Below are 23,453 nucleotides of genomic sequence, written 5' to 3' on the forward strand. Positions count from 1 at the left end.
GGGGACGGCCGTCTTGGCCACGAGGGTGCCTCCCAGTATCGAGCAGGGTCTAGCTGCGGACGTACAGCCGCAGCGTGACATACCCGGTCGCCGCCGCGATGACGGCGCCGATCACGATCAGCAAGGGTGCAACGAAGAGCAGCACGTCGCTCATTCCGACGGCGGGGATCGCGTTCGAGATGAGCCGCCCGGACAGCAGCCGGTCGATGAAGAAGAGCTTGCCGAGCACGAGCCCGCCGGTCGCGAGGATCGCCCCGACCACGCCGGTGATCACCGCCTCGATGAGGAACGGCACCTGCGTGTACCACCGGGTGGCGCCGACCAGCCGCATGATCCCCACCTCCGTGCGGCGGGTGAACGCGGAGACCTGGATGGTGTTGGAGATCAGCAGCAGGGCCGCGAGCGCCTGGACCGACGCGAGGCCGAAGGCGGCGTTGCGGACGCTTCCGAGGAACGTGAACAGGTCCTCGACGAGGCGACGCTGGTCCACCACGTTCCGGACGCCGGGTCGGGTCGAGAACTCCTGCACGATCGCGTCGCCGCGGGTCGGGTCCTTCAACGTCACACGCAGGGTCGCCGGCAGCGACTGCGGCCGCACGAGCTGCAGGATCGACTGGCCCGCGTAGATGCGCAGGAAGCGCTGGAACGCGGCGTCGCGGGACTCGTAGGTGACCCCCGCGACCAGCGGGTCGGCCTGCAGCTGGTCGCGCAGCCCGCGGCAGACCGGGCTGCCGCAGTCGGGGTCGCCGGCGCTCGTGGGCTCGTCGAGCGCGACCTGGACGGCGAGCTGGGAGTAGTAGAGGTCCTGGGTGCGGTCGATGGTGCGCACCGCGAGCAGGCCCGCGCCGAGCATGCCCAGCGAGATGGCCGTCGTGAGCATCATCGCGACGCTCATCGTCACGTTGCGCCGGAGCCCGGCGACCGCCTCCCGCCAGACGAAACCCAGCCCGTTCACCGGCGCGCCCCGTACACCCCGCGCGCGTCGTCGCGGGCCAGCCGGCCGAGGTGCAGCTCCACCACCCGGCGGCGCATCGCGTCGACGATCTGCCGGTCGTGGGTCGCCATCACGACCGTCGTCCCGGCGCGATTGATCCGGTCGAGCAGCAGCATGATGTCGTCGCTGGTCTCGGGGTCGAGGTTGCCGGTGGGCTCATCGGCGAGCAGCACGAGCGGCCGGTTGGCCAGGGCCCGCGCGATCGCGACGCGCTGCGCCTCGCCGCCGGAGAGCTCGGCGGGCATCCGGTCGGCCTTGCCGGTGAGGTTCACCAGCTCGAGCATCTCCGGCACCACGGTGCGGATGGTGTGCTCGGACTTGCCGGTCACCTCGAGCGCGAACGCGACGTTGTCGGCGACGCTGCGGGTGGGCAGCAGCCGGAAGTCCTGGAACACACAGCCCATCCGCTGGCGCAGCTTGGGCACCTTGCGGTTCGGCAGCCGCGCGACGTTCCAGTTCGCGACGTAGACGCTGCCCCGGGTGGGGGTCTCCTCGCGCAGCAGCAGGCGCAGCAGCGTCGACTTCCCGGAGCCCGACGGCCCGATCAGGAAGACGAACTCCCCCGCCTCGACGTCCACGGACACGTCGTCGAGCGCCGGCCGCGCGGACGTCGGGTAGATCTTCGAGACGTTCTCGAGCCGGAGCACGGGGCGCGATGCTACGCGGGCGGTGTCGATCTTCCCGGACGGGCGAACGCCCGCGCCGGAGCGCTACGCAGCGGCCTCGGTCTGCTTGCGCCAGCGGATCCCGGCGTCGAGGAAGTCGTCGATGAACCCGTCGAGCACCTGCGAGGTCTGCGAGGTCTCCTGGTTGGTCCGCAGGTCCTTGACCATCTGGTACGGGTGCAGCACGTAGGAGCGCATCTGGTTGCCCCACGACGAGCCGGAGTCCTTGAGCGAGTCGAGCAGCGCCCGCTCCTCGGCGCGCCGACGCTCGAGCAGCTTGGCCGCGAGCACCGTCATCGCCGTCGCCTTGTTCTGCAGCTGCGAGCGCTCGTTCTGGCAGCTCACGACGATGCCGGTGGGCATGTGGGTCAGGCGGACCGCGGAGTCGGTGGTGTTGACGCCCTGCCCGCCGGGACCCGACGAGCGGTAGACGTCGACCCGCAGGTCCTTCTCGTCGATCTCGACGTGGTCGGTGGACTCGACGACCGGGGCGACCTCGACGCCCGCGAAGCTCGTCTGGCGCCGGCCCTGGTTGTCGAACGGCGAGATGCGCACGAGGCGGTGCGTGCCCTGCTCCACGGAGAGCGTGCCGTAGGCGTAGGGCGCGGTGACCTTGAAGGTGGCGGACTTGATCCCCGCCTCCTCCGAGTAGGAGGTGTCGTAGACCTCGGTGGGGTAGCCGTGGCGCTCCGCCCAGCGCAGGTACATCCGCATGAGCATCTCGGCGAAGTCCGCGGCGTCCACGCCGCCCGCCTCGGCGCGGACGGTGACCAGCGCGTCGCGCTCGTCGTACTCGCCGCTCAGCAGCGTGCGCACCTCGAAGGCCGAGATGTCGGTCTGCAGGGAGGCCCGCTCGGTGTCGGCCTCGGCGGCGAGCTCGGCGGCGTCGGCGCCGGACTCCTCGTCGGCCATCTCGTAGAGCGTGGAGAGGTCGTCGAGGCGCGAGCGCAACGACTCGGCCCTGCGCAGGTCGGCCTGCTTGTGGGTGAACTCGCTGGTCAGCTTCTGCGCGGTCTCGACGTCGTCCCAGAGGTCCGGGGCGGCGACCTGCGTCTCGAGCTCGGCGACCTGCCGCCGCAGACCGTCGAGGTCCATCGCCGCCTCCACCGAGTCGAGGCTGGCGGCGAGGTCCTTGAGCTGGGTCGCGGTCGAGTCGTCCACGACCCCAGGGTAATCCCGGGGCCGTGGGCGCCCGACACCTCAGTGGTGCGCGCGCAGGTGCTCGGCCAGCACGTCCCGGCCGAACTCGTGCCCGGGCACGCGCCACACGCTGTGCGCGTGGTTCACGCCGCGCTGGGTGTTGTCCCACTCGGCGAGCAGGCCCGGCCCCTCGAGGCGGTAGTAGTGCGGGTCGCCGCGCTCGATCCCCCCGGCCCACGCGAAGTGCACGGCGCCGAGGTCGAGCCGCTCGTACTCGCGCTCGACCAGTCCCGCCGGCATGCGGTCGAGGTAGACCGCGACGACCGCGCGGAGCACCTCGCGCTGCGAGCTCGACAGGTCGGTGGCCGCGATGCCCTTGGGCCGCGCCGAGAACTCGGTGGCGGCCCGGTCGTCCTCGGTGACGCCGAGCTGGGCCTCCAGCCCGTCGTGCATGGACCAGAGCCGGTCCTCGAGCGCCTGGTCGTCGAAGTGACCGCGCCAGAGGTCGGGCAGCGGGATCAACCGGTCGCCCGGGGACACCTCGACCCGGTTGGCGCCGATGATGTCGGCCGGTGCCGTGGGGGTGAGGATCGCGCGCTCGCGCTGGTTCGGGTCGAGGGCGTGCAGCAGCTCCCGCCCCGCGTCCTCGATCCCGCCGAGCGGCCGCAGCTCCCGGCCGCCGAGCAGCGGCGAGACCATCGGGTCGGCCCCGAGGAAGCACGGGGAGCCCGCGACCGCCTCGCCGTCGACCACCAGGTGGTTGACCGAGACGTGGTGCCCGCCGAAGCGCCAGCCCCACGGCCCGTCGCCGGTGGGGTCGCCGAACACCCGCAGGTAGTACATCCCCGGGTCGCGGCCGCGGTCCCGGCCGAACCCGGTGGTGAACCCCTCGGTGCGGTCGAGGACGTTCTCCAGGCCCATGATCGTCGACGCGCTGACGTAGGCCGGCTCGGAGAGCCCGGTGGCGAGCAGCCTCATCGCGGCCCGCTGCTGGTGGGGCAGCTGCTCGTGGATCGTCAGCCCGCCGTGGTCCGTGGGGGTGTAGTACCACTTCAGGCGCTCGGCCTCGGCGGCCTTGGAGCCGGGCCAGTCCCAGACGCCCTGCGCCGACTGCTCGTCGTCGAGGGTCTCCGCCCAGGCCGCCGCCGCCTCGGCCATGGCCGAGGCGACGGACGCGGGGGTCGCTGTCACGCGATCCGCTTGAGGCGCTGGATGATCAGGCCCTCGGAACCGTTGACGAGCAGGTCGTCGAGCTTGCCGGCGAAGTCGACCAGGTGCGGCGCGGCGAGGTGGGCGTCGAGCTTCTCGCCCGAGGTCCAGTTCTCGTAGAAGAAGAAGGTCGCCGGGTCGTCCTCGGCCACGTGCAGGTCGTAGTTCACGCAGCCGTCCTCGGCGAGCGTGGTCGGGATCAGCGCCTCGAGCCCCTGGCGGAGCTCGTCCTCCTTGCCCGGCTTCGCCGTCATGCGGGCGACGACCGTCAGCAGGCTGCGGTCGTCCTGGGTCGGAGTGCTGGCCACGGGGTTCTCCTTCGTCGGTGAGGGGGTGACGCCGGTCATGCCATCACCCCCGTACCCCGCCCGCGACCCGACCTATCCGAAGGGGTGGGCTCCGCCCAGGTGAGCACTAAAGGTCGCTATAGCGACCGTTAGTGCTCACCTGACGCAGTCACATCGTCAGCGCCGCCAGCGCCTCGCGGTGCTCCGCGGCGGAGCCGAACAGCGGGGCCCGACGACGGGCGCGCTTGTAGAAGAAGTGCGCCTCGTGCTCCCAGGTGAACCCGATCCCGCCGAAGAACTGGATCATCGCTCCGGTGGCGTTCCAGGCCGCGTCGGAGGCCTTCGAGCCCGCCACCGCGACCGCGATCTCCACGCCGGGGTCGTCGGTGTCCAGCGCGTGCGCGGCGAACAGCACGGCGTGCTCGGCCATCGTGACCGCGACGTGCAGGTCGGCCAGGGCGTGCTTGAGCGCCTGGAAGGAGCCGACCGGTACGCCGAACTGGTTGCGGTCACGGTCGTAGGCCACGGTGCGGGTGAGGGCCTCGCGGGCCACGCCCACGAGGTCCGCCGCGTTGAGCACCGCACCGCGCGCGAGCAGCGCCCGCACCGCGGCGGCGTCGCCGTTCGGCAGGGCCTCGGCGGGGGTGTCGGCGAACTCGACCGCGCCGACCCGGGCGGTCCCGTCGTAGGTGTGCTGGTCGCGGACGGTCAGCCCGGAGGCCCCCGCCTCGACCAGGTACAGGCCCGGGGTGCCGGAGGCGTCGGTGGCCGCGACCACGATCAGCCCCGCGACGGCCGGGTAGTCGACCGGAGAGGCCGATCCGTTGAGCCGGCTCGTGCTCTCTCCTTCCGCGCTGGTGGCGTCGACGGTGATCCCGGAGCCGTCCCAGGCGCCGCCCTCGCCGCGCAGCGCGACGGTGCCGACGGTCTCCCCCGCCGCGAGGGCCGGGAGCCACCGCGACTGCTGCTCGGCCGAGCCGGCGATCCGGACGGCCTCCGCGGCGAGCACGGTGGCGAGCCACGGGCCGGGCGCCACGCCGGCGCCGAGCGCGCGGGCGACCACCTGGGCGTCGACGAGCCCGAGGCCGAGCCCGTCGTGCTCCTCGGGCACGAGGACGGCGAGCGCCCCCTGGTCCGCGAGGCCCTTCCACAGCGTGAGCGGGTGGCCGTCGCCGGCCGGGTCCTCGACGACGCCGCGCACGGCCTCGAGATCGAAGCGCTCGGCCAGGAACTCGGTCACCGTCGAGGCGAAGGCCTGCTGCTCGTCGGTCAGTGCGAAGAACACGTGTCTCTCCTCTACCGCGGCAGGCCGAGCACGCGCTCGGCGACGATGTTGCGCTGGACCTGCGACGAGCCGCCCCAGATCGTGACCGACCGGGACCAGTGGTCCTGCGCGTGGAACGGCGACAGGTCGACGTCGGGCCGCGGGGCCGACAGCGTCGCCTCCGGGCCGAGGACGTGCTCGAAGGCCTCCCAGAGGTCCTGGAACGCCTCGGACCACTGCAGCTTGGTCATCGAGGACTCCGAACCGAGGTCCTTGCCCTGCTCGACCTGCGTGAGGATGTGCATCGCGTGGTAGCGCAGGCACTCCAGCTCGACGAGGCACCGCGCGAGCTCCTGGCGGGCCACGGGGTCGTCGGCGCGGCCGAACCGCTTGGCCTCGGCGACGATCTCGTCGTACTGGCGGCGGAACTCGGTGTACTGGCCCACGCCCGAGGCGCCGCGCTCGAAGGAGAGCAGCAGCATCGCGGTGCGCCAGCCCTGGCCGATCTCGCCCAGGCAGTCCTTGGCGGGCACGCGGGCGTCGGTGAGGAACACCTCGCCGAACTCGCTGGCGCCGCTCATCTGCTTGAGCGGGCGGGCCTCGACGCCGGGCTGGTTCATGTCGATCAGCAGCATCGACAGGCCCTTGTGCTTCTCCGAGCCCGCCTCGGTCCGCACGATGGTGAAGATCTTGTCGCCGTGCATGGCGTTGGTGGTCCAGATCTTCTGCCCGTTGACGACGTACTCGTCGCCGTCGAGCACGCCGCGCGTGGCCACGGCGGCGAGGTCGGAGCCGGCGCCGGGCTCGGAGAAGCCCTGGCACCAGATGACCTCGTTGCGCAGCATCGGGCCGATGATCTCGGCCTTCTGCTCCTCGGTGCCGATCGCCATGATCGTCGGGGCCAGGAAGGTGAGGCCCAGGACGTTCACGGTCTGCGGGGCGTGCGCCCGCACCGTCTCCTCGTCGTAGATGGCCTTCATGCCGGGGGTGCCGCCGCGGCCGCCGTACTCCACGGGCCACTGGATGCCCGAGAAGCCCGCCGCAGTCTTGCGGGCCTCCCACTCGCGGCGCTTCTCGAACGACTCCTCGTCCGACAAGGTCGCCCAGTAGCCCGGGACGGTCCACTCGGTGGGGATGTTCTCGGCGAGCCAGGTGCGCAGCTCCTGCCGGAACTGCTCCTCCTCCGCCGTGTAGGTCAGGTCCACGGCCCGCACTCTCGCAGGTCCCGGACGGCCCCGCACTACCGCCCGGTAGTACCGCTCGCTCGGTTCAGCAGCGCAGGACGCCCTGCTGCTCCTTCAGGGCGAGCACCCGCCGGACCGCGTCCTGCGCCCGCTGTGCGAACGCCGGTTCCCGGGCCGCCGCGGTGATCGCGTCGAGCATCGGGGCGAGATCCCCCGGGCGGATGGTCAGCACCAGGTCGCCGCCCGCCGCGACGAACCTCGTGGCCCGGGCCCCGACGGGGGTGTCGGCCAGCGCGGCCGCGGCGCCGACGTCGTCGGTCATGATCACGCCCTGGAACCCCAGCTGCCCGCGGAGCAGGTCGTTCATCACGCGCGAGGAGAACAGCGCCTGCTCGTCGGGGTCGATGCGGGTGTACCGGGCCGAGGACATCATCACGAACGGCGCACCGGCGCGGATGCCCGTGGCGAACGACTCCAGCGTCGGTGAGTCGGGGCCGGTGGTCGAGTCCACGACGCCGCCGGCGAAGTCGGTGTTCTGCCGCACCTCGCCGAGGCCCGGGAAGTGCTTGAGGGTGGACGCGACGTCGGCGTCGCGCATCCCCGCGACGAAGGCCCGCACGCCCGCGGACGCGGTCGCGGCATCGTCGCCGTACTGCCGGTCGAAGCGCCCGACCGGTGCGTTCGCCGTGCCCAGCGACGGGTCGACGACGTCGGCCACCGGCGCGAGGTTCACCGTCACGCCGACGTCGCGCAGGGCCCGGCCCCAGCCCCTCGCGTCGGCCTGCAGCCCGCCCGGGTCACGGCCCTGCGCCAGCGCCGACGGCATCGTCGGGAAGCCCGGGCCCTCGAGCTCCTGGACCTGGCCGCCCTCCTGGTCGGCCGCGACGAGCAGCGGGACCTCGGCGCCGCCGGTCGCCTGGGCGCTGGTGACGACCTTCGTCACGGTGTCGGCGCTCGCGGACTCGCCGTCGGTGAGGATGATCCCGCCGGGCTCGAGCGCCAGCGCCTGCCGCGCGGCCGAGCTCACCCCGCCCGCCGGGACGCCGACGACGACGAGCTGGGCCCAGCGCTGCCGATCGGTCAGCCGGTCGTAGGTGGCCGTGGCGCAGGAGACCGGCGCGGCGGGGCTCGTCGGCGCGGCCGCGGCGCTCGAGCCGGTGGCCAGCGGCGGGGCCGCGGGGGCCTGCGCGGCGCTGCAGCCCGTGAGCAGGGCCAGGGCGGAGAGCGAGGCGACGAGACCGGAACGCGACATCGCGGGCCAGGGTAGGAGGACCCGTCGTCACCGACCGAGGGTGGGCACCGGCACGCGCGATGCGACACGATGCGACCCATGAGCACCACGCGGCGGGCGGTCACGCTCCACGGGCACCGGATGGCGTACCTGGAGGCGTGCCCGGCGGCGTCCACCGACGATCCCGAGGTGCTGGTGCTGCTCCACGGCGTCGCCGGCAGCTCGTCCACCTGGGAGCCCGTGCTCGAGCGTCTGGAGGACGAGGGCTGCCGCCACCTCGTGATCGTCCCCGACCTGCTGGGCCACGGGGAGTCCGCGGGCCCGAGCGGCGACTTCTCGATGGGTGCCTACGCGAACGGGCTGCGCGACCTGCTCGCGGCGCTCGGGCACCGGCGCGTGACGGTGGTCGGGCACTCGCTCGGTGGCGGCGTCGCGATGCAGTTCGCCTACCAGTTCCCGGAGATGTGCACGCGGCTGGTGCTCGTGTCGTCCGGGGGCCTCGGTCGCGGGGTGAGCCCGACGCTGCGGCTCGCGGCGCTGCCCGGCGCCGGGATCGTGCTGCCGCTGCTGGCCCGCACCGGCCTGCTCGGGCTGGGGGTGAACGCGCTGCGCGCCGCGGCCGCCCTCCCGCTGCCCGCGGCGGAGAAGGTGTCGCTGGTCGAGTACTCCCGCCACGTCGGCTCGCTCACCGAGCGCGCGCACGCGGACGCCTTCGTCGACACGATCCGCGGCGTGATCGGCCCGTACGGCCAGCGCGTGAGCGGCACCGACCGGCTCTACCTCACCGAGGGGCTGCCGACGATGGTCGTCTGGGGCCGGCGCGACCCGATCATCCCGGTGGGCCACGCCTACCGGGCGGCGGCGCTGATGCCCGGCTCGCGCCTCGAGATCTTCGACGGCTCCGGGCACTTCCCGCACTGCGACGAGCCGGCCCGCTTCGTCGAGCTGCTCACCGGGTTCTGCGCGTCGACCGCGCCGGGCGAGATGTCCGCCGCGGCGATCGGGGCGAAGCTCGTCGGTTAGCGGTTCCGGCACTGGTAGGCCAGTGCCGGCGGGACGTTGCGCCACACGATCGGCGTGACGGCGACCTCGTCGAAGCTCTCCTGGAGCAGGTCGCGGAAGCGCCGCTGCGTGGGGAGGTTCATCACGTGCGCGTAGGCGAAGGTGGTGAACACCCCGCCGGGCACCAGGACGCGGTTGACCTGCTCCATGATCCCGCGCTGGGCCTCGCGGCTGAACAGCGTCCACGGCAGGCCGCTGACGATCGCGTCGACGCCGGTGATGCCGACGTCGGCGAGCAGCTTCTGCAGGTCCTTCGCGTCGCCCTCGAGCACCTCGAGCCACGGCAGGTTGCGCCGGAGCAGGGACACCATGCTGCGGTCGAGCTCGACGGCGACGTGCCGGGCCTCCGGCGGGAGCCGCCGGCGCAGGGCCTGCGAGACGACCCCGGTGCCCGGACCCAGCTCGACGACCGTCGACGCCCGGTCCGCCGGCGCCACGGACGCGAGCAGGTCGGACAGCGCCCGTCCGCTCGGGGCGACCGCACCGATCACTCCCGGGCTCCGCACGGCGGAGGAGACGAACGTCAGCAGGTCACGAGCAGCCGTCACGCCAGGCAGCGTGGCAGGTCGTCCGCCGGGCGACCACCGGAAGCCGCCGGGGTCACCGCGGGTCGACGACGCGCATCACGATGTAGACGAGCAGCAGCAGGATCATCATCGAGAGGTCCAGGCTGATGTTCCCGATCCGCACGGCGGGGATGAGCCGCTTGAGCAGGTTCACGGGCGGGTCGGTCACGCGGTACATCAGCTCGAGGCTGACGGCGGTGCCCCCGGCCGGCCGCCACTCGCGCGCGAAGCCCCGGACCACCTCGACGACGAGGCGGCCGATGATGAACAGGTAGAACACGAACAGGACGTAGTAGACGACCAGGAGGATCGTGTCCGTGGGGCTCGCCATGCCCCCAGTGTCCCCTGTTCGGCGTGAGGACCAGGATCCCGGGTCATGATCCTCCACATCTGTCCGCGCCCCGACTGGGAGGCCGCCGGCACGGCGCTCGAGCCGCCCTCGCTCGCGAGCGAGGGCTTCGTGCACTGCTCCGACCCGGGGACGGTCGCCTTGCCCGCCACGCGCCTGTACCAGGGCCGGGAGGACCTGCTGCTGCTCGAGGTCGACCCCACCCGCTGCGGGGCGCCCGTGCGGTGGGAGCCGGGCGTGCGCGACGGACAGGTGGAGACCTCCGGGCCCTGGTTCCCGCACGTGTACGGCCCGCTGCCGGTCGCCGCCGTCGTGGGGGTGCACCCGTTCCCGCCGGAGCCGGACGGGTCCTTCCGCCTGCCGTCGTCGCTCGCGGAGCGCTGAGGAGTCGTCCCCGCCTCATCGCGGGCTGCCGCGCCACCCCGCCCGCCTCGTCGCGGGCTGCCGCGCCACCCCGCCCGCCTCGTCGCGGGCTGCCGCGCCACCCCGCCCGCCTCGTCGCGGTGTCTCACCACGACAGGGTGAGCGGCGGACGGGCAGAGCCCGCGACATGGGCGGGGCAGGAACGACGGAGGGCCCCTCACCGTGGTGAGGGGCCCTCCGGGTGGTAGCGGGGACAGGATTCGAACCTGTGACCTCTGGGTTATGAGCCCAGCGAGCTACCGAGCTGCTCCACCCCGCGCCGTCGCCGTGCGTTCCGGCGATGCCCAGAACACTACCGGGCGGTGAACCGGGGCCTCGCAGGGGGGTGGCGGCGAGCCGCCGGGCCCACCCGCCGTCGGGAAGGACCCGGGAACGACGAAGGGCCCCTCACCACGGTGAGGGGCCCTTCGCGAGTAGCGGGGACAGGATTCGAACCTGTGACCTCTGGGTTATGAGCCCAGCGAGCTACCGAGCTGCTCCACCCCGCGTCGTGTCACCAACGATACGCGACGCGGGGTGGAGTGGATCAGCCGGGGGTCCCCCCGGTCGCGGCCCGGTAGGCGTTGATGGCGTTCGCCAGGTCCTGCTGGGCCTGACCGATCCCGGCGAAGTCCCCCTGCTGCTGCGCGGTGCGCAGCCGGTCCAGCGCCGAGTTCATCGAGTTCACCGCGGACGTGACCGCGGCCGAGCTGCCCGCGGCCGGTGCGGCCCCGGCGGCCGGGGCCTGGCCCGCCGCCGGGGTCTGCGCCTGCGCGGGCGCCTGGCCGGCGCTCGGCGTCTGCGCCTGGCCCGGCGTCGACGTCGCCGTGCCCGACGAGCCGAACACCTGGGTCAGCGCCTCGGGCAGGGTCGGCGCGTAGCCGATCCGGCCGCCGAAGCTGACCAGCACCCGGGAGAGCTGCGGGAACGAGGACTCCTGGTTGGAGCGCTCGATGTAGACCGGCTCCACGTAGAGCAGGCCGCCCGCCACCGGCAGCGTCAGCAGGTTGCCGTAGAGCACCTGGGTGCCCTGCTGGCGCAGCAGGTTGAGCTCGCTGGAGACCTGCGGCGACGACAGGAACTGCGTCTGCACCTGCTGCGGGCCCCGGGTCTGGGTGTCCGCCGGCAGTTGCAGCAGCGTCATCTGCCCGTACGTGCCCGGGTCCGAGCTCACCGACAGGTACGCCGAGAGGAACTCACGGCGCAGGCTGACCAGCGCGGTCGTCAACTGGAACTGCGGGACGTTGGCCGTGCCGCGCCGCGGGTCGTCGGCGAGCAGGTAGTACGGCGGCTGCGGGTCGCCCGCCGCGGCCGCGGCGTCGCTCGTCGGGTCGGACGGTACGTCCCAGAACGACACCGTGGAGTAGAACTCGCCGGGGTCGGACACGTGGTAGCGGGTCAGCAGGTCGCGCTGGACCTTGAAGATGCCCTCCGGGTAGCGGTAGTGCGCCCGGAGCGCCGGCGGCACCTCGGAGGCCGGCTTGATGACGCCGGGGAACGCCTTCTCCCACGTCTGGAGCACCGGGTCGTTCGGGTCGTTCTCGTAGAGGTCGACCTGGCCGGTGTAGGCGTCCACGGTCGCCTTCACCGAGTTCCGCATGTAGCCGGCGACCTCGGGCGAGAGCGTCGCGTTGTTGACCGAGTCCCGCGTGGCGTCGCCGAGCGGCACCTGCTGGGAGTACGGGTAGCGCGGCAGCGTCGTGTAGCCGTCGACGATGTACTTGATCGACCCGTCGACGACGGCCGGGTACACGTCGTTGTCCAGCTCCAGCCACGGCGCGACCTTCTGCACCCGGGTCAGCGGGTCGCGGTTGTACATGATCCGCGAGTTGTCGCCGATGGAGGAGTTGAACAGGATGTTGCGCTCGAAGCCGTAGTAGGCGAAGAACGCGAGCCGCGTGACCGGGTTCCCCAGCGACACGCCGCCGGGCCCGGTGTAGGTGTACTGCCGCGAGTCCGTGTCGTACTCCCGCGGCGGGGTGCCGGCGTCGGCACCGACGATCGCGTAGTCGTCCGGGCCGTTGACGAGCTCGCCGAAGTAGATCCGGGGCTGCTGCAGGCCGAACGGTCCCGGGGTGTCGACGTCCGACACCTGGAACTGCGGGTAGCCGCCCTGGCCGCCGTTGGAGTCCAGCGGCGCGTTGACGGTGTTCGCCGGCGCGGCGACGAAGCCGTTGCCGTGGGTGTAGACGAGGTGGCGGTTGATCCAGTCCTGCTGGTTCCCGACGAGGTTGTCGGGGTCGATCTCGCGGGCCGCGACCACGAAGTCCTGCGTCTGGTTGCCCACCGTGTAGCGGTCGACGTCGAGCGTGGCGGGGAAGCCGTAGAAGTTCCGTCGCTGCTCGAGCTGGGTGAACGTGCGGGAGAGCCGGTTCGGGTCGAGCAGGCGGATGTTCGGCACCGTCGCGGTGTCGGTGGCGATCGCCTGCTGCACCGCCGTGGCGCTCTGGTCGGTGGTGCCCGCGTACGGCTCCCGGTTGACGGTCTGGTCGGTGATGCCGAACGCCTGTCTGGTCGCCTGGATGTTGCGTTCGATCGAGAGCGCCTCACGCTGGTTGGCGTTCGGGCGCACCGAGAACTGCTCGAGCACGGCGGGCCAGGCGGCACCGACGAGCACGCTGGAGAGCACCAGCAGGGCGAGGGCGATCGCCGGGATCTGCAGGTTGCGCAGGAACACCGCCGCGAAGAAGGCGGCCGCGCAGATCACCGCGATGAGCAGCAGGATCAGCTTGGCCGGCATCGCGGCGTTGAGGTCGGTGTAGCTCGCGCCGTAGAAGTTCGCGCCGCCGATCGAGGCCTTGCGGTCGGAGAACAGCAGCTCGTACCGGTCGAGGAAGTACGCGACCGCCTTGAGCAGCACGAAGCTGCCGGCGAGGACCGCGAGGTGGGCGCGCGCGGCGGTGGCCAGCGAGCCGTTGCGGCCCGCGAGGCGGATGCCGCCGAAGATGTAGTGCGCGACCAGGGCGGCCACGAAGCTCACGCCGATGCCCACGAACAGCCACGAGAGCACCGCCCGCCAGAACGGCAGGGCGAACACGTAGAAGCCGATGTCGTGTCCGAACACCGGGTCGGCGATGTTGAACGGCGTCTGGTGCAGGAAGAGCTGGGTGGTCTGCCAGTCGGCCTGCGCCGACAGGGCGGCGATCACCGCGACGAGCACCGGGATGCCGATCGCGAAGAGCCGCAGGTGCGAGAGCACCACCGTGCGATAGCGCGCGACCGGGTCCTCCGGGCCCGCGACGGGCACGAACACGGGGCGGGTGCGGTAGGCGATGTACAGGTTGAGCGCGATGAGCCCACCCATGAACACCGCGGCGACGACGCTCTGGATCACGCGGGTGGCGAGCACCGTGGTGAAGACGTCGCGATAGCCGACCTCGCCGAACCAGGCGAAGTCGACGTAGACGTCGACGAGCCGGGCCAGACCGACGAGGACCACGAGCACGATCGCGCCCAGGACGAGCAGCGATTTCGTACGCCGGGAGAGCTGCGGGTTCCCGGTCGCCGGCCGGTTGGCCACGGGCGGTCACACTCCAGAGATGTCGAGGGGGCTCGAGAGCCTCAACTCTATTGAGCCCGTGTGGGTTCCCTGTGGACGGCTTCGTCCGTTTCTCAGCAGGTCGGCGGGGTCCGACCGGCCGCGATGGCCTGGACGGCGGCCACACCCTCGCGCAGGTCGGACACCCGCGCCAGGGTCAGTCCGTCCGGCGCGGTGCGCACCGCCTCCGCACAGTTGCCCGCGGGCACGAGGAACGCGGTCGCGCCGTCGTGCCGCGCGGCGTCCATCTTGAAGCGGATTCCCCCGATCGGGCCGACCCGGCCGGCGGCGTCGATCGTGCCGGTCCCGGCGATGTCCCGGCCGCCGGTGAGGTCGCCGGGGGTGAGCTTGTCGACGATCGCCGTGGCGAAGATCAGCCCGGCGGACGGCCCGCCCACGTCCGCGAGCCCGATCCGGATGGTGGCGGGCGCGTCGACCACGCCGGTCGCGGTGATCCCGAGGTAGCCCTTCGTCGCGTCGCCGGGTCGCGGTGCGGTGGTGACGGTGACGTCGCTGGTGGCCCCGCCCCGCACCACGGTCAGCACGAGCGGCGCCCCGGGCCGTGCGGCGCCGACGGCGTCGACCACGTCCTGCGGCGTCGTCACCGGCCGCCCGCCGATCGCGCTGATGCGGTCGCCCTCCCGCAGCAGCCCCACCGACGGGCCGGGGGTCGTCACGTCGCCGACCTCGACCGCACTGGGGTAGCCGAGGTAGCGCAGCGCCGCGTTCTGGGCGTCGTCCTCGGACTGTGTGAACTGGCGCGTGTTCTCGGCGTCGACCTGCTGGCTGGACTGGCCGGAGGGGTAGACCTGCTCGCGCGGCACCACCTCGTGCGACCCGCTGATCCACATCGCGACGGCACCGAACAGCGTCACCTGGCTGGTGACCGCGACCGTGGTCATCCGCAGCTGACCCGTCGTCGGGAAGGTGGGGACGGCGCCGGAGACGTCGATGATCGTGCGGCCGTCCTGGGCGCCGAGGACGTCGAAGGTCGGTCCGTCGCCGAGGGCGACGAAGGGCACCCGGACCGTCGCCCCGGTCAGCCCCAGCACCGCGGCGAGCACGAGGCCCAGGGCCAGCGTCGCGCGCAACCGGGTCACGGGCCGCGAGGGTAGTGATCGACCGCGTGGGGTCGGGATACGGGCTCGATCCTGAATGTTCGCTGTGGGCGTGCTGTGCGGTCTCCGCGACCGCTCCCGGGGCAGGTGGGCGCGCGTACCGTGGTCGCCATGAGCGACCTGCCCTTCGGTTTCGGCCCGTCCGACCCCGACGACGAGCGGCGCCGGGGGGACTCCGGGTCCGGCTCCGGCGGCGGCCCGCAGGGCTTCGGGTTCGGCGCCGGCGGCAACCCGTTCGGCGCCCTCGGCGGCGCCGGCGGTGCGGGCGGCCCCGGCGGGTTCGACATGAACCAGCTCGGGCAGATGCTCACCCAGCTCGGGCAGATGCTGTCCGCCTCCGGGGGACCCGGCGGCGGCAACGGCCCGGTCAACTACAAGCTCGCGGCCCAGATGGCGCACCAGCAGATCACCGTCAAGGGCGCGCCGAGCGCGGAGCAGAAGAACGCGATCGTCGAGTCGGTCCGGCTCGCCGAGCTCTGGCTCGACGACGCCACAACGCTGCCCTCCGGCGCGTCGACGGTCACCGCCTGGTCGGCCGACGACTGGGTCGACGCCACCATCCCCACCTGGCAGCGGCTCTGCGACCCGGTGGCGCAGCGCGTCGCCGGCGCCTGGGTCGAGGGGCTGCCCGCCGAGGCGCGCGAGATGGCCGGGCCGATGCTCGGCATGATCTCCCAGGTCGGCGGCATGGCGTTCGGCTCGCAGCTCGGGTCGGCCCTGGGCCAGCTGGCGGGCGAGGTGCTCACCTCCTCCGACGTCGGGCTCCCGCTGGGCCCCGAGGGCACCGCGGCGCTGCTGCCCGACGCGATCGCCCGCTTCACCGAGGGCCTGGACCGGCCGGCCGGCGAGGTCCTCGTCTTCCTCGCCGCCCGCGAGGCGGCCCACCACCGGCTGTTCGGCCACGTGCCGTGGCTGCGCCAGCGGCTGCTCGCCACCGTCGAGGAGTTCGCCCGCGGCATCTCGATCGACACCTCGCGCATCGAGGAGCTCGCCCGCGACCTCGACCCGTCGAACCCGGCCGCGATCGAGCAGGCGATGTCGTCGGGGCTCTTCGAGCCGCAGACCACCGAGGCGCAGAGGGCCGCGCTCGCCCGGCTGGAGACCCTCCTGGCCCTCGTCGAGGGCTGGGTCGACCACGTGGTCGCCGCCGCGATCGGCGACCGGCTGCCCGGCGCCGACGCGCTGCGGGAGAGCATGCGCCGCCGCCGCGCCTCCGGCGGACCGGCCGAGCAGACCTTCGCGACGCTCGTCGGCCTGGAGCTGCGCCCGCGCCGGCTGCGCGACGCCGCCGAGCTGTGGCGGCGCCTGGGCGAGGCGCGCGACGTCGACGGCCGCGACGCGGTGTGGGCCCACCCGGACCTGCTGCCGACCGCCGAGGACCTCGACGACCCCGCCGCGTTCGTCCGGGGCCGCTCGGAGCTCTCCGGCGACGGCGGGGAGGGCTCCTTCGCCGACCTCGACGACCCGATCGCCCGCCTCGAGGCGGAGATGAAGGCCGAGCGGGAGGGCACCGGGTCCTCCGGGTCCTCCGAGGGTCCCGCGTCCTCCGAGGAGCCCGGGTCCTCCGAGGGGCCCGGGTCCTCCGAGGGGCCCGACGACGGGTCGTCGGGCCCGAAGGCCTGACCGGTCACTCGTCCGGCTCGGCGCCGATCTCCAGTCCGGCGCCGTCGGACAGGCCCTCGAGGTAGCCGATCGCGCGCTCCGAGCGCGGGTAGCGGGCCTCGAGGGCCCGGAACGCCGGGCCGTGCCCGGCCTCGCGCAGGTGTGCGAGCTCGTGGACGAGCACGTGGTCGAGCACCCAGCCCGGTACCTCGCGCAGCCGCTCGCTGACGCGGATCGTGCCCTCGCTCGGCGTGCACGACGCCCAGCGCGTCCGCATCGGCGGCACCCACCGCACCCACACCGGACGGGGCCAGCGTCCGTCGGGCCCGACCGCGTCCAGGTGCTCGCAGGCGAGGGCGTCGGCGCGGCGGGCGAGCTCGTCGTCCCCGGCCCGGCGCCCGGGGCGGCGGCGGGCCTCCGAGCGCTGCAGCTTCGCGACCATCTCGGCCACGTAGCGCTCCTCCTGGGCCCGACTCGCCGAGGCCGGGATCGAGACGACGAGGGTGTCACCCTCGCGTCGGGCGCTGATCGTGCGCGTGCGCCGGGCGCTGCGGCGCACCACGACCTTCGGGTCCTCCACACCGGTCACGGTAGGCGAGACGGATCCGGACGGCGTCGGCGTGCGTCCGAGCGGATGTGAGGCCCTCCCTGCCGCCCGGTCCGCCACCCGACCCGCCACCCGACCCGCCACCCGACCCGCTGCCCGACCCGCTGCCCGACCCGCTGCCCGACCCGCCCCGGCTCGTCGTCGCCCCGCACTGGCACGACGCCACGACCGCCCGCTTCGGCGACGACCCGGTCCGGCAGCTCGACGACGTCGGGCCGCCCCTGCGGGCCCTGCTCGACCGGCTCGCCGCGCCGGAGCCGGGCCGGTCCCCGCTCGCGGAGGCGGTGGCGCGCGGCGCCCGCCCGGAGGACGTGGCCGCGCTGCTGGCCGACCTCGCCGCGGCCGGACTGCTCCGCCCGGGCTCCCCGACGCGGCACCGGACCGCCTACGTCCGGGTGCACGGGGCCGGGCGCCTCGGGGTGGCGATCGCGACGGTGCTCGCCGGCGCCGGGGTCGGTCGGGTGGCGGTCCGGGCGGGCGGGCTGGTGGTCCCCGAGGACCTGGGCACCGGACTGGAGCCCGGTGACGTCGGTCACCCGGTCGTCCTCGCGGCGGCGGCCGCCGTGGCCCGCGCCGATCCCGCCGTCGCCGTCGCTGAGCCGACCCGCCGCCGGCCGGACCTCGTCGTGCTGACCGGTGCGGCGGCGGGCGACCCGGCCGTGACCGGGCGGCTGCACGCCCGGCACCAGCCGCACCTGGCGGCGACGGCCGCGGACGCGCTCGGCGTCGTCGGGCCCCTGGTGCTGCCCGGGCGGACCTCCTGCCTGCGCTGCGCCGCGCACCACCGCGCCGGTCCCGCGCCGGCCGCCGTCGTCACGGTGCCCGGCGCGACGACCGTGGCGGGCCTGGTCGCCGGGCACGTCCTGGCCTTTCTGCAGGGTCGGCCCGCCCTGCTCGGGGCCGCGGACGAGATCGACGCGGCCGCCGGGCGGATGGCACGTCGTCCGCGTCCGGTGCATCCCGACTGCCCGTGTGGCGGCACACCTCCGCGCGCCCCGGGCGTCGCGGCGGGGGAGAATCGGGGTCGTGTCCGATGACATCCCGCGCCGCACGGTCCAACGCTCCGCGCGCCTGGCGTCCCTGCCGCTCGGGTTCGCCTCGCGCACGGCCGCCGGCTGGGGTCGCCGCCTCGCGGGCGGCGACGCCGGCGAGATCTCCGCCGACGTGGCCCGCAAGGGCGCCGAGCAGCTCTTCGCCGTGCTGGGCGAGCTCAAGGGCGGCGCGATGAAGTTCGGGCAGGCCCTCTCGGTGTTCGAGGCCGCCGTCCCGCCGGAGCTGGCCGAGCCCTACCGGGAGGCCCTCACCCGGCTGCAGACCGCCGCTCCCCCGATGCCGACCGCCCGCACCCACCGGGTGCTCGCCGAGCAGTTCGGACGCGGGTGGCGCGAGCGCTTCCGCGAGTTCGACGACACCCCCGCGGCGTCGGCCAGCATCGGCCAGGTGCACCGCGCGGTGTGGGGCGACGGCCGCGAGGTCGCCGTCAAGGTGCAGTACCCGGGCGCGGAGGAGGCCGTCATGGCCGACCTGCGTCAGCTGCAGCGGTTCGCCCGGCTCATCCAGCCGATGGTGCCCGGCATGGAGATCAAGCCGCTGCTGCAGGAGCTGCGCGACCGGATGGCCGAGGAGCTCGACTACCGCGACGAGGCCGACGCGCAGCGCGCGTTCGCCGCCGCGTTCGAGGGCGACGAGCACGTGGTGGTGCCGCGGGTCGTCGCGTCCGCCCCGAAGGCCATGGTGTCCGAGTGGATCAGCGGCACGCCGCTGTCGCACGTCATCCGGGTCGGGGAGCCCGAGGAGCGCGACCGCGTCGGGCACCTGCTCTCGACGTTCCACTTCTCCGCGCCGGCCCGCGTCGGGATGCTCCACGCCGACCCGCACCCCGGGAACTTCCAGATCCTGCCCGACGGGCGGCTGTGCGTCATCGACTTCGGTGCCGTCGCGCGCCTGCCCGAGGGCCTGCCCTACGAGCTCGGCCACATGCTCGCGCTCTCGGTCGAGGACCGCGCCGACGAGCTGCTCGAGCTGATGCGCGAGCTCAACTTCGTGCTCCCCGACACCGACATGACCCCGGAGCGGGCGATGGCCTACCTCGGGCCGCTGGTGGACCCGCTGCGCACCGAGAAGTTCCACTTCACGCGCGAGTGGATCCGCGGGCAGGCCGAGCGGCTCGGAGACCTGCGCCGGCCCGAGTTCGAGACCGGCCGCGGGCTGAACCTGCCGCCGCAGTACCTGCTCATCCACCGGGTCACGCTGGCCTCGGTGGCCGTGCTCTGCCAGCTCGACGCCGAGATCGGGCTGCGGTCGATCTTCCGGGAGTGGCAGCCGGGCTTCGACGTCTGAGGACGACGCCCCGCAGGCGTGAGGGGAGCCCGCGAGCGCTCTCGTCGCTCGAGGGCTCCCCTCACGCGGGACGGGGCCGGGGCGTCACGCCACACCGGCCGCCGCCCGGGCCGCCGCGATCTCGGCGTCCCGCGCCAGGTCGGCCTTGGACGGCCGACCGCGCGGGCGCTTCCGCGCGATCACGGCACCGCGGTCGAGGATCTCGCCGCCCCACACCCCGGCGAACTCCCGCCGCTCGAGCGCGCCGGCGAGGCACGCGCGCCGGATCGGGCAGGCGATGCAGAGCACCTTCGCCTGCTCGAGCTCGGACGGGCTGTCGGAGAACCAGAGGTCGTCGGGCTCCGTGCGGCAGGGCAGGGAGGCCGACACGGCTATGTCGGGGGCGGTGGGAACGGGGAACATGGTCGGACCTCCAACGGCGGGTGTTCGGGGGTGGGCACCCGGGCCGCGGAGTCGTCGTCGGGTGGGACGACGAAGGCCGCGAACCGGAGTGGTCCGCGGCCTGGGAGAGCGTGGTGGTCAGTCCTTCGGAGGACCACCGCTCGGGCGCGGACGGTGCGGGTCGAGATCGACGTGACGCTGCGGGACGGACGAGCCGGCCGGGCGGGAGCCGCCCAGGCCCGTCGCCGGGGACACCTCTCCCCCGGTGACCGACATGGTCGGCACGGCCGCGAAGGCGCGGATGCGCGTGAGGTACGCACCGGCGGCCACGCGGTCCCACGCGCAGACGTCCGCCGTCGCAGCGATGCTGCGGACGGCGTCGGAGACGGGCGTGCCCGTGAACAAGGTCTTCACCGGTGCACACCCCCCTCGTCTCGACCCCGGACACCTCGTGCGCCGGAGTGCTGTCGAACCTAGGGGCCCGCCCGCGCGGGCCGCAACGGAATTAACCGGGGATTCGCCGACGAAGTTCAGCGGGCGTGTTCGCGCACCATCGTCAGCACGTCCTCGCCGTAGCGCTCGAGCTTCGACGCGCCGATCCCCGGGATCGTCACCAGGCCCTTCGTGTCCTGCGGGCGCTGCTCGGCGAGGGCGACCAGCGTGGCGTCGGTGAACACCACGTAGGCGGGCACCGAGCGCTGCTTGGCCTCGGTCGAGCGCCAGCTGCGCAGGGCGTCCAGCAGCTCGACGTCGACGTCGGACGGGTGCTCGGTGCAGCGTCCGATCTTCTGCGCGCCGGCGTCGGCCAGCGCCTTGCCGCAGATCCGGCAGGCCGCCCGTGCGACCTTCGCCTTCGGTCCGCCGTCGATGCCGGAGCCGGGCTTCCGCGACGCGGGATGGTCCTCGGGCACGAGCCCGTAGAGGAAGCGGCTGCGCCGCCGGGAGCGGCGGCCCCCGGACTGGCGGGCGAGCGCCCAGGAGATCCGCAGGTGCACGCGGGCGCGGGTGACGCCGACGTAGAGCAGGCGGCGCTCCTCCTCCACCGCCTCGTCGTCGCCGTCGGCGTGCTGGATCGGGAGCGTGCCGTCGACGAGCCCGACGAGGAACACCGCGTCCCACTCCAGGCCCTTGGCCGCGTGCAGGGACGCGAGCGTCACGCCCTGCACGGTCGGCGGGTGCTGGGCCTGCATGCGGGTGGTCAGCTCGGCGAGGAACGCGCCGAAGGTCGCCTCCGGCACCGCCTCGACGAGGTCGGTCGCCAGTTCCGCGAGCGCCCGCAGCGACTCCCAGCGCTGACGCTGCGCGCCGTCGGACGCGCTGCCCGCGGGCGGGGTGTCGGTCAGGCCCTGCTCCCCCAGCGCCGCGCGCACCGTGGTGACGACGTCGGCGCCGACGACCGCGTCCGGCCCGCCCTCGAGCCGCCCGGCGAGGGTGCGGAGGGCCGCGATCGCGTTCTTCACCTCCGTGCGCTGGAAGAACCGCTCGCCGCCGCGGACCTGGTAGGCGATCCCGAGGTCCGAGAGCGCCTGCTCGTAGACCTCCGACTGCGCGTTGATCCGGAACAGCACGGCGATCTCCGCCGGGGACACCCCGTCGTCGATCAGGCCGCGGATCTGCTCCGCGACGGCGACGGCCTCGGCGGGCTCGTCGTCGTGCTCGGCGAAGTCGGGGGCCGGTCCGGGGGGACGCTGGCCCTCGAGGCGCAGCCGGCTGCCCGCGGCCCGGCCGCGCGCGGCCCCGATCACGGTGTTCGCGGCGGCGACCACCTGCGGGGTCGACCGGTAGTCGCGCACCAGCCGGACCATCTCGGCCTCGGGGTACCGACGGGGGAAGTCCAGCAGGTAGGAGGGACTCGCGCCGGCGAAGGAGTAGATGGTCTGGTTGGCGTCACCGACGACCGTGAGGTCGTCCCGGCCGCCGAGCCACGCGTCGAGCAGCCGGTGCTGCAGCGGTGTGACGTCCTGGAACTCGTCGACGACGAAGCAGCGGTACCGCTCGCGGAACTCGTCCGCCACCTCGGCGGTCTCCTCCAGCGCCCCGGCGGTGTGGATCAGCAGGTCCTCGAAGTCGAGCTGCTCGGCCCGGTTCTTGAGCTGCTCGTAGGCCGCGTAGACCTGGGCGACCTGGTCCGCGGGCGCGGGGGTGTCGCGCTGCGCCGCGGCCACCGCCTCGACGTAGCGGTCCGGCGCCACGAGGCAGGCCTTCGACCACTCGATCTCGCTCGCGAGGTCGCGCAGGGACTCCCGGTTGGTCGCCGCCCCGGCGCGCTGCGCGGCCTGCCCGACGAAGCGGACCTTGTTCTCCACCAGCGGCCAGGCCTCGCCACCGACGGCGCGCGGCCAGAAGTAGCGCAGCTGGCGCAGGGCCGCGGCGTGGAAGGTCCGCGCCTGCACCCCGCCGACCCCGAGGTCGCGCAGGCGGGTCCGCATCTCCCCGGCCGCGCGGGCGGTGAAGGTGACCGCGAGGACCTGGCCGGACCGGACCTGGTCGGTGCGCACCAGGTGGGCGATCCGGCGCGTGATCGTGCGGGTCTTGCCGGTGCCGGCGCCCGCGAGCACGCAGACCGGACCGCGCGGGGCGACGACCGCCGCCCGCTGCTCGGGGTCGAGTCCGTCCGTCGCACTCCGGTCCGCCGCCACGCCCGTCATGGTCTCTCACGGGCCCGACAGTGTGGGGAGGACGGGCACCTCCGGTGCCAGCAATGCGTCACTGCCTGCACCCAGTGCCAGGAAAGGCGGCTCCGTCACCGGGCCCGGCGCCGGAACTGACCCGGCGTCTCCCCCGCGAGCCGGGCGAACTGGCGGGTGAAGGCGGGCTGGTCGTAGAACCCGCAGGCCAGCGCCACCTCGGCGAGCGGGAGGTCGGTGGTGGTGAGCAGGGAGCGGGCGCGGTCGATCCGGGTGCGGAGCACGAACTGGGTCGGGGCGAGCCCGAACACCGCGCGCATCCGCCGCTCGAGCGCGGAGGTCGACATCCCGGCGGTGGTCGCCATCTCCTCGACACGCGGCGGGTCGGCGATCCGGTCCGCCACGAGGTCGACGACGCGGGTGAGCGCGGGCATGGCCGGATCGCTCTCGTCCGCCGAGCGCAGGTCCTCGGAGACGCTGACTACCCCGACCACGCGGCCGTCGGCGCGCACCGGCACCTTCGTCGTGAGGTACCAGCCGGGCACCCCGCCCTCGCGGCGGATCAGTTCCAGCTCGTGGCGCAGCGTGCGGCCCTCGCCGAGCACGCGCGCGTCCTGCTCCTCGTAGCGCTCGGCCAGCGCCGGGACGAACAGCTCCCCCGCACGCCGTCCCACGACGGCGGACCGGTCGCGCTGGTTGGTGCGCCGCACGAAGGCGTCGTTGACCTCGGTGTAGCGCCCCTGCGCGTCCTTCGCGCAGAACATCACGCCGGTGAGCTCGGCGAAGAGCGCGACGAGGGCGTCGGCGGGCAGGTCCACGCGTCCCATCCTCGTTGGCGGGTCCCGACGGCGGGGTCGCCGGATTCGGACAAGAAGAGTGTCGGACCC

At 73.8% G+C, this 23,453-nt stretch carries 22 protein-coding genes and 2 tRNA genes; 5 read left to right on the forward strand and 19 right to left on the reverse strand.

The features are described from left to right. Window positions 1–49: 49 nt before the first annotated feature. From ftsX to LN037_RS07980, 8 genes are all read right to left on the reverse strand, one after another. Window positions 50–955: a permease-like cell division protein FtsX gene (gene ftsX, locus LN037_RS07945; protein ID WP_308286123.1), complete on the reverse strand. Its 906-nt coding sequence runs from the start codon at window positions 953–955 to the stop codon at window positions 50–52. Further along, window positions 952–1,641 carry a cell division ATP-binding protein FtsE gene (gene ftsE, locus LN037_RS07950; RefSeq protein WP_230751399.1) on the reverse strand — a complete coding sequence of 230 codons (690 nt, stop codon included), beginning with the start codon at window positions 1,639–1,641 and terminating at the stop codon, window positions 952–954. Before ftsE ends, ftsX begins: the two co-directional genes overlap by 4 nt. Before the next feature lie 63 nt (window positions 1,642–1,704). Beyond that, window positions 1,705–2,820, reverse strand: coding sequence for a peptide chain release factor 2 (gene prfB / locus LN037_RS07955; RefSeq protein WP_230751400.1), 1,116 nt, complete (start codon window positions 2,818–2,820; stop codon window positions 1,705–1,707). Between the two features lie 39 nt (window positions 2,821–2,859). Then, a complete protein-coding gene (locus LN037_RS07960) occupies window positions 2,860–3,990 on the reverse strand; it encodes a DUF3500 domain-containing protein (RefSeq protein WP_230751401.1) in 1,131 nt (376 codons plus the stop codon). Then, on the reverse strand, window positions 3,987–4,316 hold the full coding sequence (locus LN037_RS07965) for a putative quinol monooxygenase (protein WP_230751402.1): 330 nt from the start codon (window positions 4,314–4,316) through the stop codon (window positions 3,987–3,989). The genes LN037_RS07960 and LN037_RS07965 overlap by 4 nt, the downstream gene beginning before the upstream one ends. 148 nt (window positions 4,317–4,464) lie before the next feature. Beyond that, window positions 4,465–5,580, reverse strand: a complete 1,116-nt coding sequence (locus LN037_RS07970) for an acyl-CoA dehydrogenase family protein (protein WP_230751403.1) — start codon at window positions 5,578–5,580, stop codon at window positions 4,465–4,467. An 11-nt stretch (window positions 5,581–5,591) separates the two neighbouring features. Further along, window positions 5,592–6,764, reverse strand: coding sequence for an acyl-CoA dehydrogenase family protein (locus LN037_RS07975; protein ID WP_230751404.1), 1,173 nt, complete (start codon window positions 6,762–6,764; stop codon window positions 5,592–5,594). A 64-nt stretch (window positions 6,765–6,828) separates the two neighbouring features. Further along, the gene (locus LN037_RS07980; protein WP_230751405.1) at window positions 6,829–7,995 is read right to left on the reverse strand and encodes a glycoside hydrolase family 3 N-terminal domain-containing protein; all 1,167 of its coding nucleotides are present in this window, start codon (window positions 7,993–7,995) and stop codon (window positions 6,829–6,831) included. Window positions 7,996–8,073: 78 nt separating this feature from the next. On the opposite strand from LN037_RS07980, the gene LN037_RS07985 reads away from it, so the two are divergent. Then, window positions 8,074–8,997, forward strand: coding sequence for an alpha/beta fold hydrolase (locus LN037_RS07985; RefSeq protein WP_230751406.1), 924 nt, complete (start codon window positions 8,074–8,076; stop codon window positions 8,995–8,997). Here the strand turns inward: LN037_RS07985 and LN037_RS07990 are convergent. Together LN037_RS07990 and LN037_RS07995 are read right to left on the reverse strand one after the other, a co-directional pair. Further along, window positions 8,994–9,584 carry a class I SAM-dependent methyltransferase gene (locus LN037_RS07990; RefSeq protein ID WP_230751407.1) on the reverse strand — a complete coding sequence of 197 codons (591 nt, stop codon included), beginning with the start codon at window positions 9,582–9,584 and terminating at the stop codon, window positions 8,994–8,996. The genes LN037_RS07985 and LN037_RS07990 overlap by 4 nt on opposite strands. Window positions 9,585–9,636: 52 nt before the next feature. Continuing rightward, window positions 9,637–9,933 carry a YggT family protein gene (locus LN037_RS07995; protein WP_230751408.1) on the reverse strand — a complete coding sequence of 99 codons (297 nt, stop codon included), beginning with the start codon at window positions 9,931–9,933 and terminating at the stop codon, window positions 9,637–9,639. A 45-nt stretch (window positions 9,934–9,978) separates the two neighbouring features. Here LN037_RS07995 and LN037_RS08000 point away from each other — a divergent pair, with 45 nt between their 5' ends. Beyond that, on the forward strand, window positions 9,979–10,335 hold the full coding sequence (locus LN037_RS08000; protein WP_230751409.1) for a DUF952 domain-containing protein: 357 nt from the start codon (window positions 9,979–9,981) through the stop codon (window positions 10,333–10,335). A 221-nt stretch (window positions 10,336–10,556) separates the two neighbouring features. Here LN037_RS08000 and LN037_RS08005 read toward each other — a convergent pair. The 4 genes from LN037_RS08005 to LN037_RS08020 form a co-directional block, all read right to left on the reverse strand. Beyond that, window positions 10,557–10,633: transfer RNA gene (locus LN037_RS08005), tRNA-Met, on the reverse strand. A gap of 155 nt (window positions 10,634–10,788) precedes the next feature. After that, window positions 10,789–10,862: transfer RNA gene (locus LN037_RS08010), tRNA-Met, on the reverse strand. A 38-nt stretch (window positions 10,863–10,900) separates the two neighbouring features. Next, complete coding sequence (locus LN037_RS08015; protein ID WP_230751410.1) at window positions 10,901–13,873, reverse strand: UPF0182 family protein; 2,973 nt, start codon at window positions 13,871–13,873, stop codon at window positions 10,901–10,903. Window positions 13,874–13,965: 92 nt separating this feature from the next. After that, the gene (locus LN037_RS08020) at window positions 13,966–14,991 is read right to left on the reverse strand and encodes a YlbL family protein (protein WP_230751411.1); all 1,026 of its coding nucleotides are present in this window, start codon (window positions 14,989–14,991) and stop codon (window positions 13,966–13,968) included. Window positions 14,992–15,120: 129 nt separating this feature from the next. Between LN037_RS08020 and LN037_RS08025 the strand changes: the two genes are divergently transcribed. Beyond that, entirely contained in the window at window positions 15,121–16,632 is a 1,512-nt protein-coding gene (locus LN037_RS08025; protein WP_230751412.1) for a zinc-dependent metalloprotease, read from the forward strand. Window positions 16,633–16,636: 4 nt separating this feature from the next. Here LN037_RS08025 and LN037_RS08030 read toward each other — a convergent pair whose 3' ends face one another. Continuing rightward, window positions 16,637–17,191 carry a M48 family metallopeptidase gene (locus LN037_RS08030; RefSeq protein ID WP_230751413.1) on the reverse strand — a complete coding sequence of 185 codons (555 nt, stop codon included), beginning with the start codon at window positions 17,189–17,191 and terminating at the stop codon, window positions 16,637–16,639. A 56-nt stretch (window positions 17,192–17,247) separates the two neighbouring features. On the opposite strand from LN037_RS08030, the gene LN037_RS08035 reads away from it, so the two are divergent. Together LN037_RS08035 and LN037_RS08040 are read left to right on the forward strand one after the other, a co-directional pair. Continuing rightward, the gene (locus tag LN037_RS08035) at window positions 17,248–18,255 is read left to right on the forward strand and encodes a ThiF family adenylyltransferase (protein ID WP_230751414.1); all 1,008 of its coding nucleotides are present in this window, start codon (window positions 17,248–17,250) and stop codon (window positions 18,253–18,255) included. Next, window positions 18,245–19,558, forward strand: coding sequence for an ABC1 kinase family protein (locus LN037_RS08040; RefSeq protein ID WP_230751415.1), 1,314 nt, complete (start codon window positions 18,245–18,247; stop codon window positions 19,556–19,558). Before LN037_RS08035 ends, LN037_RS08040 begins: the two co-directional genes overlap by 11 nt. 84 nt (window positions 19,559–19,642) lie before the next feature. On the opposite strand, the gene LN037_RS08045 is transcribed toward LN037_RS08040, so the two are convergent. The 4 genes from LN037_RS08045 to LN037_RS08060 all read right to left on the reverse strand — a co-directional run bounded on the left by LN037_RS08045 (window position 19,643) and on the right by LN037_RS08060 (window position 23,393). Next, on the reverse strand, window positions 19,643–19,960 hold the full coding sequence (locus LN037_RS08045) for a WhiB family transcriptional regulator (RefSeq protein WP_230751416.1): 318 nt from the start codon (window positions 19,958–19,960) through the stop codon (window positions 19,643–19,645). A 117-nt stretch (window positions 19,961–20,077) separates the two neighbouring features. Continuing rightward, window positions 20,078–20,353 (reverse strand): hypothetical protein, encoded by a 276-nt coding sequence (locus LN037_RS08050; protein WP_230751417.1) that lies wholly within the window; start codon window positions 20,351–20,353, stop codon window positions 20,078–20,080. Window positions 20,354–20,469: 116 nt separating this feature from the next. Beyond that, the gene (locus tag LN037_RS08055) at window positions 20,470–22,587 is read right to left on the reverse strand and encodes an ATP-dependent DNA helicase UvrD2 (protein WP_230751418.1); all 2,118 of its coding nucleotides are present in this window, start codon (window positions 22,585–22,587) and stop codon (window positions 20,470–20,472) included. A gap of 95 nt (window positions 22,588–22,682) precedes the next feature. Next, window positions 22,683–23,393 carry a helix-turn-helix domain-containing protein gene (locus LN037_RS08060; protein WP_230751419.1) on the reverse strand — a complete coding sequence of 237 codons (711 nt, stop codon included), beginning with the start codon at window positions 23,391–23,393 and terminating at the stop codon, window positions 22,683–22,685. Window positions 23,394–23,453 lie beyond the last annotated feature (60 nt).

This window comes from Actinomycetospora soli, assembly GCF_021026295.1.
Lineage (GTDB): Bacteria > Actinomycetota > Actinomycetes > Mycobacteriales > Pseudonocardiaceae > Actinomycetospora > Actinomycetospora soli.

What these genes read in the sequence shown, in the direction of transcription:
- LN037_RS07980 (WP_230751405.1), bottom strand. Translation starts at nt 7,995, where the DNA reads ATGTCGCGTTCCGGTCTCGTCGCCTCGCTCTCCGCCCTGGCCCTGCTC.
- LN037_RS07985 (WP_230751406.1), top strand. Translation starts at nt 8,074, where the DNA reads ATGAGCACCACGCGGCGGGCGGTCACGCTCCACGGGCACCGGATGGCG.
- LN037_RS07995 (WP_230751408.1), bottom strand. Translation starts at nt 9,933, where the DNA reads ATGGCGAGCCCCACGGACACGATCCTCCTGGTCGTCTACTACGTCCTG.
- LN037_RS08000 (WP_230751409.1), top strand. Translation starts at nt 9,979, where the DNA reads ATGATCCTCCACATCTGTCCGCGCCCCGACTGGGAGGCCGCCGGCACG.
- LN037_RS08025 (WP_230751412.1), top strand. Translation starts at nt 15,121, where the DNA reads ATGAGCGACCTGCCCTTCGGTTTCGGCCCGTCCGACCCCGACGACGAG.
- LN037_RS08045 (WP_230751416.1), bottom strand. Translation starts at nt 19,960, where the DNA reads ATGTTCCCCGTTCCCACCGCCCCCGACATAGCCGTGTCGGCCTCCCTG.
- LN037_RS08055 (WP_230751418.1), bottom strand. Translation starts at nt 22,587, where the DNA reads ATGACGGGCGTGGCGGCGGACCGGAGTGCGACGGACGGACTCGACCCC.
- LN037_RS08060 (WP_230751419.1), bottom strand. Translation starts at nt 23,393, where the DNA reads ATGGGACGCGTGGACCTGCCCGCCGACGCCCTCGTCGCGCTCTTCGCC.